General features: G+C 64.2%; 14 protein-coding genes. All 14 read right to left on the bottom strand.

Annotation, left to right across the window (positions count from 1 at the left end):
* Positions 1-35: 35 nt before the first annotated feature.
* The 14 genes from CH283_RS02025 to mshA all read right to left on the bottom strand — a co-directional run bounded on the left by CH283_RS02025 (position 36) and on the right by mshA (position 15530).
* The gene (locus tag CH283_RS02025; protein ID WP_032380369.1) at positions 36-725 is read right to left on the bottom strand and encodes a response regulator transcription factor; all 690 of its coding nucleotides are present in this window, start codon (positions 723-725) and stop codon (positions 36-38) included.
* Positions 722-1894: a sensor histidine kinase gene (locus CH283_RS02020; RefSeq protein ID WP_094641061.1), complete on the bottom strand. Its 1173-nt coding sequence runs from the start codon at positions 1892-1894 to the stop codon at positions 722-724. Before CH283_RS02020 ends, CH283_RS02025 begins: the two co-directional genes overlap by 4 nt.
* 137 nt (positions 1895-2031) lie before the next feature.
* On the bottom strand, positions 2032-2787 hold the full coding sequence (locus CH283_RS02015) for a phosphoglyceromutase (protein WP_068046501.1): 756 nt from the start codon (positions 2785-2787) through the stop codon (positions 2032-2034).
* Positions 2784-3926, bottom strand: coding sequence for a low temperature requirement protein A (locus CH283_RS02010; RefSeq protein ID WP_094641466.1), 1143 nt, complete (start codon positions 3924-3926; stop codon positions 2784-2786). Before CH283_RS02010 ends, CH283_RS02015 begins: the two co-directional genes overlap by 4 nt.
* Before the next feature lie 227 nt (positions 3927-4153).
* Entirely contained in the window at positions 4154-4522 is a 369-nt protein-coding gene (locus CH283_RS02005) for a hypothetical protein (RefSeq protein ID WP_094641464.1), read from the bottom strand.
* Positions 4523-4570: 48 nt separating this feature from the next.
* Positions 4571-5137, bottom strand: coding sequence for a DUF3558 domain-containing protein (locus CH283_RS02000; protein WP_255183047.1), 567 nt, complete (start codon positions 5135-5137; stop codon positions 4571-4573).
* A gap of 219 nt (positions 5138-5356) precedes the next feature.
* Entirely contained in the window at positions 5357-6946 is a 1590-nt protein-coding gene (locus CH283_RS01995; protein ID WP_068046514.1) for an AMP-binding protein, read from the bottom strand.
* 99 nt (positions 6947-7045) lie between these two features.
* Positions 7046-8314, bottom strand: coding sequence for an ABC transporter permease (locus CH283_RS01990; protein WP_094641059.1), 1269 nt, complete (start codon positions 8312-8314; stop codon positions 7046-7048).
* Positions 8311-9558, bottom strand: a complete 1248-nt coding sequence (locus tag CH283_RS01985; RefSeq protein WP_255183046.1) for an ABC transporter permease — start codon at positions 9556-9558, stop codon at positions 8311-8313. The genes CH283_RS01990 and CH283_RS01985 overlap by 4 nt, the downstream gene beginning before the upstream one ends.
* Positions 9542-11044 (bottom strand): ABC transporter ATP-binding protein, encoded by a 1503-nt coding sequence (locus CH283_RS01980; protein WP_094641058.1) that lies wholly within the window; start codon positions 11042-11044, stop codon positions 9542-9544. Before CH283_RS01980 ends, CH283_RS01985 begins: the two co-directional genes overlap by 17 nt.
* 3 nt (positions 11045-11047) lie before the next feature.
* Positions 11048-12139, bottom strand: coding sequence for a BMP family lipoprotein (locus CH283_RS01975; protein ID WP_231893693.1), 1092 nt, complete (start codon positions 12137-12139; stop codon positions 11048-11050).
* Positions 12140-12210: 71 nt separating this feature from the next.
* The gene (locus CH283_RS01970; RefSeq protein ID WP_094641057.1) at positions 12211-13659 is read right to left on the bottom strand and encodes a nucleobase:cation symporter-2 family protein; all 1449 of its coding nucleotides are present in this window, start codon (positions 13657-13659) and stop codon (positions 12211-12213) included.
* A 57-nt stretch (positions 13660-13716) separates the two neighbouring features.
* Positions 13717-14205, bottom strand: coding sequence for a YbjN domain-containing protein (locus CH283_RS01965; RefSeq protein WP_068046105.1), 489 nt, complete (start codon positions 14203-14205; stop codon positions 13717-13719).
* Positions 14202-15530, bottom strand: coding sequence for a D-inositol-3-phosphate glycosyltransferase (gene mshA, locus CH283_RS01960; RefSeq protein ID WP_176460405.1), 1329 nt, complete (start codon positions 15528-15530; stop codon positions 14202-14204). The genes CH283_RS01965 and mshA overlap by 4 nt, the downstream gene beginning before the upstream one ends.
* Positions 15531-15538 lie beyond the last annotated feature (8 nt).

Raw genomic sequence — 15538 nt, 5'->3', positions numbered from 1 at the left:
GCCCACTACGAGTTTCCGCTCACATGCCGCAGGCTCTATCCCTCGAGTTTGTAGCCCAGTCCGCGCACGGTGACGAGATGTTCCGGCTTGGCCGGGTCCGCTTCGATCTTCGAGCGCAGTCGCTTGACGTGCACGTCGAGGGTCTTGGTGTCGCCCACGTAGTCGGCTCCCCACACGCGGTCGATCAACTGTCCGCGGGTCAGTACTCGACCGGAGTTGCGCAGCAGGTACTCGAGCAGATCGAATTCCTTGAGCGGCAACGTGATCTGCTCGGATCCGACCATCACCACGTGGCGTTCGACGTCCATGCGCACCGGTCCGGCTTCGAGCACCCCGGTATCGACTCCGCCGTCGACCTCGGCGTCGGAGCCGCGCCGCAGAACTGCGCGGATGCGGGCGATGAGTTCGCGTGCCGAGTACGGCTTGGTCACGTAGTCGTCGGCACCGAGTTCGAGGCCGACGACCTTGTCGATCTCACTGTCACGTGCGGTCACCATGATCACGGGAACGCCTGAGCGCGAACGCAATTGCTTGCACACGTCGGTTCCGCTCATGCCGGGGAGCATGAGGTCGAGCAACACGATGTCTGCTCCTGCGCGATCGAATTCCGCGAGCGCCGACGGTCCGTCTCCGACGACCGTGGCCTCGAAACCTTCCTTGCGGAGCAGGAAGGCCAATGGATCGGCCAACGACTCTTCGTCTTCCACGATCAGAACGTTGGTCACTGATTCTCTCTTTCTGTAACCGAAGCGTCGTCTTCTTCTTCGAAGTACGCAGGGATCTGGAGGGTGAAGGTGGATCCGGTGCCCAGCTTGCTCCACAGCGAGATGCTGCCGTTGTGGTTGGCTGCGACGTGTTTGGCGATGGCCAGGCCCAGGCCTGTGCCACCGGTTGCCCGCGACCGAGCTTTGTCGACGCGGAAGAATCTCTCGAAGACGCGTTCCTGGTCTTCCTTGGCGATGCCGATGCCGCGGTCGGTGACGGCGAACGCGACGTTGTCTCCGCGTAGGGCGCGGCTCACCGAGACCGGCGCACCGTCCGAGGAGTAGGCGATGGCGTTCTGGATGAGGTTGGCCAGGGCCGTCACCAGCAGCGCTTGATCGCCGAGAACTTCGAGGCCGCTCGGGTGGTCGGTGGTGACGGAGATGCCGGCGTTCTCGGCGGCGAGCTTGGATCGATCCATCGCCTCGTTGACGACGGTGTCGACGTCGACGACCTCGAGGTCTGGTAGCTTCTCGGCACCTTGCAGGCGGGACAGTGCGATCAGTTCGGTCACCATGTTGCCGAGCCGTTTGGATTCGGCGACGACCTTGCCGCCGAAGTGCCTCACCGAGTCGGGGTCATCTGCGGATTCGAGCAGCGCCTCGGCCAGCAGGCTCATCGCGCCGACGGGGGTTTTCAGTTCGTGGCTGACGTTGGCAACGAAGTCCCGACGCGTCGCCTCCATCCGGACCTGCTCGGAATCGTCGTCGGCGAACAGCACCACGAACCGCTTGTCTTCCTTGCTGAGCAACCGGGCGACGCAGCGGACGGCGATCTTGTCTCGGCCGGTTCTGGGGTTCTTCGAGCTGAGGTCCACTTCGACGGGGTTGCCGTCGGCGAGGACCTTGAGGACGGCGTCCCACGCCCGATCGTCGATCAGCCGGTTACGCACCAGCCCCAACTCCTCGGCACGCGGGTTGAACAGCACGACGTCGTGAAATTGGTCGACGACGGCGATGCCGCTCTCCGATGCGAGGACGATCAGGTCCAGTACCTGCGACATCGTCAAGCCGGACGTGGCTCGGCGGCGCTCCGAGTGTCGAGTGTTGAGGTACGGGATCAGAACACCGCCGACGAGGTATCCCACGAAGGCCGCGGCGATCGCCAGTAGTACGGCCGATGCAACACTCACACCGGAATCGTACGTTCGATGGACAGCTCACATACGCAGGGTGCAGGCATTTCCCTGGTCGTCATAGTCCCCGTCGGCAGTGTTCTTCGATCGTTCACCTGCAGTTACGACAAAACGTCGGTTCGAGCGCGGTCGAGTTACTTGCCGCCCTGGTTTGCCACGGCAGCTGCACCTGCGGCCGCTGCTTCGGGGTCGAGGTAGGTGCCGCCCGGGTTGGTGGGCTTCAGCTTGCCGTCGACCTCGGTGAGGTCGTACTTCAGCGGAATGCCGGTGGGGATGTTGAGCTCGGCGATGTCCGCGTCGGAGATCTCGTCGAGGTACTTCACGAGAGCACGCAGCGAGTTGCCGTGCGCGGCGACGAGCACGTTCTTGCCGGCCTTCAGATCGGCGACGATCGTCTCCTCGAAGTACGGGATCAGACGCTCGACGACGTCTGCGAGGCATTCGGTCAGCGGAACACTGTCCAGGTCCGCGTAGCGCGGATCGGCGTCCTGGCTGTGCTCGCTGCCGATCTCGATGGGCGGCGGCGGGGTGTCGTAGCTACGACGCCACAGCATGAACTGCTCGTTGCCGTACTTGTCCTTGGTCTCGGCCTTGTTCAAGCCCTGCAGTGCGCCGTAGTGCCGCTCGTTCAGACGCCAGTCGCGGACGACGGGAATCCAGTGCCGATCGGCGGCGTCGAGTGCGAGATTGGCGGTGCTGATCGCGCGACGCAGCAGCGAGGTGTACAGCAGGTCAGGCAGGATGCCTGCCTCGGCGAGGAGTTGGCCGGCACGCTTGCCCTCGGCCTCACCCTTCTCGGTCAGTCGCACGTCGACCCAGCCGGTGAACTGGTTGGACGCATTCCATTCGCTCTCGCCGTGACGAAGCAGAATCAAGGTTCCGATACTCATGCGGTCAGTTTCTCATGCTCCACGTCTCTTGGCCCGCGTGCGACCAGGACCGCGACGACGACGATCATCACGACGGCGGTGAGGGTGATCGGGATGGGGATGACGGGGTCGAACAACACGAGCACGGCACCAGCGGGCACCACGATGTTGACCAGCCGGTCGGCATTGGCGCGGATCGCGATCAGCCAGACACCGAGTACGAACACCGCGATCGGGATCGTGACGGTGAACGACGCGGCGACGTCGCCGAGCTTGCTGTGTTCGGTCAGTACATCGATCTCGACCTCGATGCCGGCCGAGAACGCGCCCGCGGCCGCGAAGATGAAGTAGTGGGCGTAGCCGTAGAACAGCGAGTTGCCGAGTCTGCCGATCGCACGGTGATGCGGGGGCCAGAAGTAGATCCACCACAGGCTCGCGGTGACGACGACGGTGAGGATGGAGATCGAGATCAGCGGCGCCAGCGCGGTTTCGTCGTGCAGCGCTTCGATGATGGCGTTGGCGGACGCGAGCAGAGATTCGCCGAGCAGGATCAGCGTGAACAGTCCGTAGCGCTCGGTGATGTGATGCGGATGCCAGGGTGTTGCGCCCTTGCGCTCGGCGATGATCGGTACCGACATCTCGACCCCTGCGAGCACGACGAAGCCGATGATCGCGGCGGTACCGTCGAGCAGCAGCACCCAGGCAATCCACAGAACCTGAACTCCCGCAATACCTATCGCGTAGGTCAGCGCGGTCTGTCGATGTTCGGGGTTTCGCGATGCCCGCAGCCATTGGGTCACCATCGCCACGCGCATCACCACGTACCCGATGACCACGATCGTGAAATTCTCGTCGACGACCGACGGCTCGATCCCGGCGGCCAGTGTCAGAACGCCGGCCATCTGCACGACGGTGAGCACGCGATACAGCCAGTCGTCGGTGTCGAAGGATGTGGCGAACCACGTGAAGTTCATCCACGCCCACCAGATCGCGAAGAACACGAGTGCATAGCCGAGCAGGCCGTCGGCGATGTGATTCTCGGTGAGATCGTGATGGAGTTGAACCGCTGCAATGCTGACGGCCACCACGAACACCAGGTCGAAGAACAACTCGAGCGGGCTCGCGGAGCGATGCGGTTCCTTCGGATCGCGCGGTCGCATCGGCACCAGACGGGCAGCGGAGAGATTCACGATCGCAGACTAAGTCATCCGATTCGCGAATGTTGTCTCGATTATGTTGCGAGGGTTGATATTACGGACATTTCAGACAATGTTCGACGCTTGGCCGCGGGGATTGCGGGACCTCACACCCTTTGTGCCGACCGCGCGCCGGGGTTCAGGCAATAGCAGGGGTGTGAGGTGTGCAGAAAGGGTGTGAGGTTGCGGGCTCACTCCCCCACGCCCGACCCGATATCGCCGATGCGAGCTCCCACACTCCGATCGACTTCTTCGGTCGCGACGAAATAGCGACGAAACACCGACCGCATCAATTGAATGACCTCGATGTGTTGCCGGATCGCCACAGCCGCCGACCTTTCTTCCCCGTCGGCAAGTCGCTTGAACTTGCGACCCAACTGCTGAGCTGACGGAAGTGTGCCGAAAGCTTCGACATCGACGAGAAACTCGGTCTTTTGCAACATGCCATTCAGGTGCCTGAGGTATTCGACGCACGCCTGGTCGCACGCGAACGCCACGCCCTCAGGAATGTCGAGCGCCCCCGCGGCCGCCTGCTCGGACAGGTTGCGCCACTGCTGCATCGACGCCGCAAGACTGTCGACGTTGGTTCCCACTCAAGCCTCCTTCGGTCAACTTGCTGCCGGAGGCAGCGACGAGTGCAATGAGCCTGCGATCCGCATGATCTCCACACATGGGTCGCCCTGTGGCTCTTCGGAACCCATTGTGTCGAGAACGAAGTACACCAGTCCCTGTTCAACTTCGAGGGCGAATCCGCAACTGCGACCAGAAGGTCGGTCTGCGCGCAGGAACTCATATCCGCCCAGTTCATCGACTTTCGTGAACTGGCCGAAGCGGTCGTTGCTTTGCAGATCGTTCAATGTATGGAAGCCGGAGAACACTCCCAGGAAATACCACGACCCAGGATCAGGGTCCGTCCAGATACACGTCTTCCATTCGGTGGACAGCGGCGCGTCTCCGAACAGATTCGTACTCTTGCTCTCCACATCCAACCCCGCTGCCTCGACGGCACTGTCCGGAATGGTGCAGGGATCCCACGGCTCGTCCGCCACCGGTGTCGCAACCACCGAGCTCGTCGACGACTCTGCAATCGGCGCACCCTCCGTCGCCCCGCCACATCCAGCGACCGACGCCAAAACCCCCACCAGACCTGCCACCCACCACCGCGTCACGCTCACACCGCTCCCCTTCGTCGAACCCACCCACCCCTTGGACGCAGCGAACACCCACCTGGTTCCACCACAACCTCACACCCCTACTGCCAACCGCGCGCCCCTACTCGCCTCGGAGAATGGCCGCGCGGTCCACAAAAAGGGTGTGAGGTCCCCCATCGACCGCACACGAACAACACCCCGCCCCACTGAGTGTGGGACGGGGTGTCGATGTGAATCGGAGTCTTACTTTCCGGCCTCCGCGGCGCGCAGGTCCTTGCGCAGAATCTTGCCGGCCGCGGACTTCGGGACGATGTCGATGAACTCGACGCGTCGTACCTTCTTGTGCGGCGACACGCGTTCGGCGACGAAGGCGATGATGCCCTCTTCGTCGATGGTGGCACCCTGCTGGCGGACGACGAATGCCTTGGGGATTTCTTCGCCCTCGTCGTCGAGCACACCGATGACGGCGGCGTCGGCGATCTCCTCGTGTGTCAGCAGCAGAGCCTCGAGCTCGGCCGGGGGCACCTGGTAGCCCTTGTACTTGATCAGTTCCTTGAGGCGGTCGACGATGTAGACGACGCCCTCGGGATCGACGACGGCGATGTCGCCGGTGTGCAGGTAACCGTCGGAGTCGAGGGTTTCGGCGGTGGCGGTGGGGTTGTTGAGGTACCCGACCATCACGTTCGGTCCCTTGACCCACAGCTCACCGGGCTTGCTCAATCCCTCTGCCGGCAGCTCGATCTCCTCGAGCGTGCCCGGGTCGACGAGCTTGTTCTCGGTGTTCGCCAGCGGCTGACCCACCGAGCTGAGCGGCATGTCGTCGCGATCGAACGGGATGGCGTGGCTGACGGGGCTGAGCTCGCTCATGCCGTAGCCCTGACGCACCCGCGTGTTCAGACGCTTCGCGACGGCCTTGCCGAGCTCCTCGTCCAGCGGTGCCGCACCGGAGAAGATGGTGTGCACGCTGGAGAGGTCGTACTGATCGATCATCGGGTGCTTGGCGAGCGCGACGGCCACCGGCGGTGCGATGAACAGGTACGTCAGCTTCTGATCCTGGATGATCCGGAGGAATTCGACGAGGTCGAACTTCGGCATCGTCACCAGGTGTGCACGCAGCTTGAGGGCGATGTTGAGCAGCACCGTCAGGCCGTAGATGTGGAAGAACGGCAGCAGCGCCAGGATCGCGTCGTTGCTGTCGATACCCACGCGCGGTTCCATCTGCGCCACGTTCGCGACGAGGTTGCGGTGGGTGAGGATGACGCCCTTCGGCACACCCGTCGTACCGGATGAGTACGGCAGCACCGCGACGTGTGTCGCTGGATCGAACGAGACCTCGGGGGCAGGTGCGCCCTGGGTGAGCAGGTCGCGCAGGTTCGGGTGGCCCTCTGCGCCGTCGAGCACGATGACGTGATCGGCGTCGAGGCCGACCTTCTCCGCGGCAGCCTTGGCCTGCGGGTACAGCGGGGACACGGTGAACAGGAATTTCGCGCCGGAGCCCGTGAGCTGCTTGGCGATGTCCTCGGCCGTGTACAGCGCGTTGATGGTCGTTGCGGTTCCGCCTGCGCGCAGGATGCCGTGCAGCACCGACGCGAACGCGGGCACGTTCGGCGAGTGGAGTCCGACGACGTCGCCGACTTCGAGTCCACGTGCGGCCAAAGCACCCGCGATGGCGTCGATCTGACCGATCAGCGACTTGTACGTGGTGACGTCACCCGAGGTTCCGTCGATCAGTGCAGGCTTGTCGAGGTCGGACTCGGCGATCGATCCGAACAGGAAGTCGTAGACGCTGAGGTCGGGAATCTCGACATCGGGAAAGGGACTACGGAAGCTCATGGCTCTCCTTCGAAAAACTGCGGCAACAATGACCGAACCCTACAGTGAAAGCGGTCACAACGGACAGCGACCCTACCGCCGAGTCAGGTAGTGCGGGCGCTAACTTCGCGACGCATACGGTTTGCCTGCCGCGGCCGGCCCGCGAACATGGCCCACCAGGCCTGCGACGGCGAAGATGGTCACCACGTAGGGCAGCATCAGCATGAATTCGCTGGGCACGGGCGAGCCGATGATGCCCAGTACGTTCTGCAGGTTGGACGCGAATCCGAAGAGCAGTGCGGCCAGCGTCGCGCGTACCGGATCCCAGCGGCCGAAGATCACGGCGGCGAGAGCGATGTAGCCGGCACCGGCTGTCATCTCCTTGCCGAAAGCGCCGACGGAGCCGAGAGTGAAGTACGCACCACCGAGTCCGGCGATGGCACCGGCGAGGCAGACGTTCCAGAACCGGGTGCGTGCGACGTTGATTCCGACGGTGTCGGCGGCTTGGGGATGCTCGCCGACGGCGCGCAGTCGCAGTCCCCACTTGGTGTGGAACAGGCCGAAGAACACGAGCGCGACGGCGATGTACATCAGGTACACGATGAGTGTCTGCCGAAACAGCACCGGTCCGAGAATCGGAATCTGCGAGAGCACCGGAATGTCGATGCGCCCGAACCGTGGTGGCGAGTTGAGCGTCTCGGCGTTCTTGGTCAGCACCACCGAGTACAGGAAGCTGGTCAACCCGACGACCAGCACGTTGAGCACTACACCCACGATGACCTGGTTGACGAAGTAGCGGATGGAGAACACTGCCAGCAACGACGCGGTCAGCGCTCCGGCGATCAGAGCGGCGAGCAGAGCCACATAGGTCGAACCGGTGATCGACGCGACGACGGCGCTGACGAAAGCACCTGCGAGAAGCTGACCTTCGATGGCGATGTTGATGACGCCGACTCGCTCGGAGATGACGCCGCCCATGGCACCGAAGATCAGTGGCGTGCTCAAAGCGACTGCGCCGATGAGCAATCCGGGAACCGGGATGGTCTCGCCATCCGCTGCCCAGGCGAGGAAACCGAAGACGAACAGCACCGCGAACACTGCCAGCAGCCACAGTGGCGTCGAGCGGTACTGCGAGGCGAGGAACGCCGCGTACGCGGTGATGACAGCGAGCAGCACGACCACGACGAGACCGGTGCCGTACGACGGCACGCCCACTGCCGGCAGTGCGAAGAAGTCGTCCTCCGACGCCAGTGCGAATGTGCTTGTTCCCGAGCCCTTTCGGACGACGAACAGCAGCAGGGCCAGCAGCGTCACGAGTCCGAGGATCGACGGGACCTTCCAGCTCCGGCCGAGTACCGCTTCAGCGGCGGTGTCGGTCGAGGTGGTCACAGTGCACCCACCTTCGCGGTCTCGGCTTTCGCGAGTTTCTCTTCTCCTGGTTTCGGCAATCGGAACACCGCTCGCACGAGCGGCGGTGCGGCGATGAACAGCACGATCACGGACTGCACGACGAGCACGATGTCGATGGGGATGCCCTCGCCTGCCTGCATCGCGAATCCGCCGGCCTTGAACGCGCCGAACAGGATTCCCGCGACGAACACGCCCCACGGTTTCGATCTGCCGAGCAGTGCGACGGTAATGGCGTCGAATCCGATGCCTGCGTCGATGTCGGCGCTGAAGCCGGTGGTGACGGTGCCCAGTACCTGCGACACTCCGGCCAGACCGACGAGCGCACCCGACATGATCATGGCGTACAGGTAGATCCGGTTGACGTTCATGCCGGCAACGCGGGACGCGTGCGGGTTCTCGCCGACGGCGCGGAAACGGAATCCGAGGCTCGATCGCTCGAGCAGCCACCACACCGCGATCGTCACGAAGATCACCAGCACGAAACCGAGGTGCAGGCTGTAGCGATCGCCGAAGAGCTTCGGGAACACCGCCGTCGACGCGATGGGCGCGGTCTTGGGGTTGTTCGATCCCGGGGCCTGCAGAGCGCCAGGAGTGCGCAGGAGGTACGCGACGAGATAGAAGGCGATGTAGTTGAGCATGATGGTGACGATCACCTCGTGAGCGCCGGTGCGCGCCTTGAGGAATCCGGCGATGCCGCCCCACACCGCGCCGCCGAGAACACCGGCGAGAACGGCGACCAACAGGTGCAACCCGGCAGGCAGGTTCACGCCGAACCCGACCCAGCCGGCGCACGCCGCGGCGATGAGCATCTGGCCTCGACCACCGATGTTGAACATGCCGACGCGGAAGGCAAGGGCCACACCGAGTCCGGCGACGATCAGCGGGGTGGCGAAGGTCAGCGTCTCCATCAGTGGCCGGATGCCGTTCTCGAATCCGGGTCGACGGAAGTTGTAGACCGAACCCTGGAACAGCGACGAGTACGCCCCGGAAACAGAATCCCAGATCGCCGTCAGCATGTCCGAGGGACGGGAGAAGAAGTACCCGGCCGATTCCTGGACGCCGGAGTTGGTGGCGGCGATGAGCACCGCACCCACGATCAGCGCCAGGAGTACCGCGAGAACCGAGATGATCGCACTGCCGGTGAAGATCTGCCGAAGCACCACATGCGACTTCGACGGTTCCTGGGATTTGGGGGGCTGTTCGGCCTCACTCACCACGTTCACCGCCCATCATCAAGCCGAGTGTTTCGCGGGACGTATCCCCGGGGACGATTCCCACGATTGCTCCTCGATACATGACGGCGATGCGGTCGGCCAGTGCGGCGACCTCGTCCAGTTCGCTCGACACCACGATGACCGGGATCCCCGAATCCCGGGTGGCGACGATGCGCTTGTGTACGAATTCGATGGATCCCACGTCGATTCCGCGAGTGGGCTGCGCTGCGACGAACAGACGCAGGTCTCGGCTCAGCTCTCGCGCGAGCACCACCTTCTGCTGATTGCCACCGGACAGGCGTCCGACGGCGGTGCCGATTCCCGGTGCGCGCACGTCGAATTCGCTGAGCTTCTCCGACGCGAACGTCTCGAGGTACTCGCGCTGCACCGCGCCGCGCCGCACGAACGGCATGCTGTTGGAGCGATCGAGCATCAGGTTCTCCGCGATGGAGAATTCACCCACCAACCCGTCGACGGTCCGATCCTCCGGCACGAAGCCGACGCCTGCGTCGAGCACGTCCTGCACCGTCGACCCGACGAGCGATTTGCCGTCGAGGCTGATCTTGCCGGATACGTTGTCCTGCAACCCGAGTAGGGCTTCGACGAATTCGGTCTGGCCATTGCCCTGCACGCCGGCGATGGCCAGGATCTCCCCCGCCGCGACTTCGAGGCTGACGTCGTCGACGGTCTTGTTGCCCTGGGCGTCGAACACCGACAGGTTCTCGATGACCAGTGCCGCGTCCCCCGGCGTGGCCGGATCCTTCGAGACGGTCAGCTGCACATCGCGTCCCACCATCAGTGCAGCGAGCTCGGTGTTGCTGGCGGTGGGCTTTGCTTCTCCGACGACCTTGCCGAGCCGGATGACGGTGATCTTGTCGGCTACTTCGCGTACTTCGCGCAGCTTGTGGGTGATGAAGACGATCGTGGTGCCCGACGCCGCGAGTTCCCGCATGATCCGCATCAGATCGTCGGTCTCCTGCGGCGTCAGGACGGCCGTCGGCTCGTCGAACACGAGCACCCTGGCCTCACGAGAGAGTGCCTTGACGATCTCGACCCGCTGCTGCACGCCGACGGGGAGGTCGTCGACGAGAGCATCGGGGTCGAGGTCGAAGCCGAACCTCGCGGATATCTCCCGCACCAGCTTCCGCGCTGCCACGAGGTCGAGTCGTCCACCGAGCGAGGTGGTTTCGTTGCCGAGCACGATGTTCTCGGCAACGGTGAACACCGGAATCAGCATGAAGTGCTGATGCACCATGCCGATCCCGGCAGTCATGGCCTCGCCCGGTCCGGCGAAGTTCTGCTCGACGTCGTCGAGCAGGATCTGGCCCTCCTCGGCGCGATACAGGCCGCTGAGCACGTTCATCAACGTGGACTTGCCCGCACCGTTCTCGCCGAGCAGGCAGTGGATCTCGCCGGATTCGACACTCAGATCGATGTGGTCGTTGGCAACCAACGAGCCGAATCGTTTGGTGATACCGCGAAGTTCGAGCTTCATGAACTACTTGGGTGCCGAGGGAGACTCGACGGTGATGGATCCGTCGATGATGCCGGCCTTGATCGTGTCCAGCTCGCCCTGCAGTGCGGGGTCGACCTCGGACTCGAAATCGTGGAACGGTGCGATACCGACTCCGTCGTTCTCGAGCGTGCCCACGTACGGGGTGTTGTCGAATGCATCGGCACCGGAGTTGGCGACGACCTCGTCGACGCTGGTCTTGAGGCCCTTGGTCACCGAGGTGAGCAGCAGGTCGCCGACCGACGGGTCGGATTCGAAGACGTCGGCGTCGGCGCCGATGAGGGCGACCGGACGCGAGGAGTCCCGAATGGCCTGTGCCGCACTCTGATAGATGGGTCCACCGACCGGGAAGATGACGTCGGCGTTCTGGTCGATCAGACCCTGGGCGGTGTTCTTGGCGACCTCGTTGGCGGTGAATCCGCCGGTGAACGAGCCGTTCTGCGAGGGCACGTCCCAGCCGATGACGCGGACTGCCTCGCCCTTCTGCTCGTTGAAGTAGTTCACGCCGTCGGCGAAACCGTCCATGAAGATGGTGACGGTCGGCAGCTGGGAGCCACCGAACGTACCGACCACTCCGGTTGTGCTGTAGCTGGCGGCCGCGTAGCCGGCGAGGAATGCGGACTGCGACGCGTCGTAGGTCAGCGGCTTGACGTTCGGCAGATCGATGGTGGAGTCGTCGATGATCGCGAAGTCGATGTCGGAGTTGGCCTCGGCGGCGACCTTGGTGGCGTCGGCCAGATCGAATCCGACGGTGACGATGAGGTTGCAGCCCTGATCGACGAGGTTGTTGATGTTGGGGCCGTAGTCGGTGGGCGACGCGGACTCGACGGTGCGCGGCTCGACGCCGAGCTCCTCGGAGGCTTCGGTCAGGCCCTCGAACCCGAGCTGGTTGAACGACTTGTCGTCGAATCCGCCACTGTCGGAGACCATGCAGGGCAGGAAGTCACTCGATGCGCTTCCGCCCGATCCTTCGTCTTCGGGGGCAGATCCACAGCCTGCGATCAGGGCGATGGCACCGAGCGACGCAACGCCGCCGAGTGCTGCCTTCCGCGTACTCGTGCGGGTAACGAATGACAAGATGTCCTCCAATTTAGGTGTACTTCGTCTGGGTCGGGACGCTACTCGCGCGGGCGAGGGTGCGCAGGATTTCACTCAGGTGTCTTGTCGGGCACGGCCTTCTCGGAAGAGAGATCGTCGGGCAAGCTGCCGCCTTCACGGAGTATTCGTGCTTCGTCCTCACGCACCATCACTGCCGGCCCCGCTGCCACCACCGAGGGGTTCGGCGGAGTACCGGGCTTGAACACGTTGAAGAATACGTTGAGTACCACCGCGACGATGCTGGCGGCACTGATTCCGGAGTGGAAGATCGTGACGAACCAGTCCGGGAACTCGTCCCAGAAGTCGCTCGCGACAACAGGTATGAGACCGAACGCCAAGGTCACCGCCACGATGACCACGTTGGAGTTGTTGTCGTAGTTCACCTTGCCGAGGGTGCGGATACCGCTGGCGGCGACGGTTCCGAACAGCGCTATGCCGGCACCGCCGAGCACGGGCAACGGGACGACCCCGACGACGGCCGCGAGAATCGGCGAAAGGCCCAGCAGCGCAAGCACGCTACCGCCCATCGCGACGACGAAGCGGCTCTTGATGCCGGTCATCGCGACCAGGCCGACGTTCTGTGCGAAGGCCGTGGCCGGGAAGGTGTTGAAGATCGGGGCGACGGCAGAGGAGACCATGTCGGCGCGCAGGCCGTCGCCGACGCGCTTGGAGTCGACGTCGGTTCCGACCACTTCGCCGACGGCGAGGATGTCGGCGGTGGTCTCGACCATGATCACCAGGATGACGATGGTCATCGACACGATCGCGCCGATTGCGAAGATCGGCGAGCCGAAGGCGAAGGGTGTCGGGACGGCCACCACGGACGCGTCGGCGACGCCGTCGAAGTCGGTCCTGCCGACGATCAGTGCCGCGATGGTGCCGACGACGAGTCCGAGCAGGATCGACAGCCGCGACAGTCCGGGGATCTTGGTCATCACCAGCACGGCGAGGAGGGTGAACATCGCCAGCCCGATGTTGCCGGGGTCCAGGTAGTTCGGGTTCGGCGCTCCGCCCACCATCTCCTGGCCGGTGATCCAGCGCGCGGCCACCGGCATCAGGGACAGTCCGATGACGGTGATGATGCTTCCGGTCACCAACGGCGGGAAGAAGCGAACGATCTTGGAGAAGAACGGAGCGATGGCCAATCCGATCAGCGCGGCCACCAGAACGGCTCCGAGCACCGTGCGCAGTCCGGTTCGCCCGTCCTCCGCGCTGCCGATGATCGTCAGAACCGTCGAGACCGACGCGAACGAAATGCCCTGCACGAGCGGCAGTTGCGAGCCGAAGAACGGGATGCCGATCGTTTGCAGCACAGTTGCCACGCCACTGACGAACAGTGCGCAGGAGATCAACAGTGCCTGATCGGTCCCGGACAGTCCGGCCGCTCCACCGACGATGATCGGAACGGCGATGACGCCGCCGAACATCGAGAGAATGTGTTGCAGGCCGTAGCCGAACATCTGCAGCACCGGTGGGCGAGCGTCCTCTGGCCTGGTCATGGCCCTAGGCTAGGAACCGGACGTTACCGGCAGCAACGCCGTCCCATTTCCGGCGAGTTACGCTTCCCGCTCGTCCACCAGGTGCTCGAATGCCTTGAGGTTCGCCAACGATTCGCCGCGCGAGACGCGCCACGCCCATTCGCGTTTGATGGACTCGGCGAATCCCAGTTCGAGCAGCACGTTGAAGTCGCCGTCCGCGGCTTCGAGGGTCTGTCCGAGAATGCGATCGAGTTCGTCACCGGTGACGGCGTGCAACGAGATTCGGCCGACGAGGTAGATGTCGCCGACCTTGTCGATCGTGTAATGGACCCCGTACAGGCGGCGGTTGCGTCGCAGCAGGTACCTGTAGACGCCCTCGAAGTTCTCGTCGGGTTTGCGGCAGACGAACGCCTCGATGCGCACCCCGTGATGCCCGACGGTCAGCATCGTCGTTGTCTTGAGCTTGCGTTCCCCCGGCAGCTCGACGGTGAACACGTCCCCGCGCCGGGTGTAGTCCAGCTCGCGGTCCTTCAGTGCCCGGTCGATCAGTTCGGCAGTCTCGCTCATGCAGTCACAGCTCCTGATCTGCGTAGTTTCGACAATCCTCTGACGCGTCGCGGCGAGAACTCGCTCGGCCCCTCGCCGCGGTCGAAGTGGAACTTGGCCTGCCGGTAGCTCTCGATGAGTCCGTCGGCGGTGTGCTCCCACGAGAAGTTGCGGGCGTGCAGCGGTGCTGCGGTCGCCATGTCGGCCAACGCAACTGGGTCCGACAGCATCGACGACAGCGCATCGGCCCAATCGTCGGTGCGGTGGCCTTGCACCAGGCGTCCGGTCTCGCCCGACCGCACCGCCACGCCGAGTCCGCCGACGTCGGCGGCCAGGACAGGAGTTCCGCAGGCCTGGGCTTCGATCGCGACCAGGCCGAACGATTCGTTGTAGCTCGGCACGGCGACGATGTCCGCGGCGCGGTAGATCTGGGCCAGTCGCGCCGACGGTTGCGGCGGCATGAACGTCACCCGGGCAGCTATCCCCAGGTTCTCGGCCAGATCGATGAGGCTGTCGGGTCGATCCAGTCCGCTGCCGGACGGGCCGCCGACGATGAGGACGCGCAGTGGTGTTCTCGGATTGCGCTGCAGCACTTCGGCAGCCGCGGCGATCAGCACGTCGGGGGCCTTGAGCGGCTGGATGCGTCCGACGAATGCGACGATCGACTCGTCGGGATTCAACCCGAGTTCGGCGCGCGCCGCCAGCTTGTCCCCCGGATTGTATTGCGCCAGATCGGCTCCCGGAGCAACCACGTCGATCGAACCCTGCTGCGCCCCGTAGATCTCGACGAGGGACTTCGCTTCCTCGGTGGTGTTGGCGATGAGCCGGTCCGCCTCGGCCACCACTTGCTGCTCACCGATCTGACGCGCGGCGGGCTCGGGCGAGTCGCCCTGCGCCAGAGACGCGTTCTTGACCGCGGCGAGAGTGTGCGCGGTGTGGACCAGGGGCACTCCCCAGCGATCGCGCGCCAGCCAGCCGACCTGCCCCGAGAGCCAGTAGTGCGAATGAACCAGGTCGTAGTAGCCGGGTTCGTGGCGCGCTTCCTCGCGCAGCACCCCGGCTGCGAACGCGCACAGCTGTGTGGGCAGGTCGTGCTTGTCCAGGCCCTCGAACGGACCCGCGACGATGTTGCGCACCAGCACACCGGGAGCTGCCTCGACGACGGGAGCATCGGTCGACGCCGTCGCGCGGGTGAAGATCTCGACCTCCACACCTCGTTTGGCCAGCTCTTTAGCGCTCTGCAGCACGTAGACGTTCATGCCGCCCGCATCGCCCGTTCCGGGCTGCGCCAGCGGGGAGGTATGCAAGGACAACACAGCGACCCTGTTCAGCTGGCGTCCAGTCACTTCTTCAG

The organism is Rhodococcus sp. 05-2254-2 (genome assembly GCF_002259095.1).
Taxonomy (GTDB): domain Bacteria; phylum Actinomycetota; class Actinomycetes; order Mycobacteriales; family Mycobacteriaceae; genus Rhodococcoides.
The sequence above is the reverse complement of the archived record's forward strand: the minus strand, read 5'-3'. Positions and strand labels throughout refer to the sequence as shown.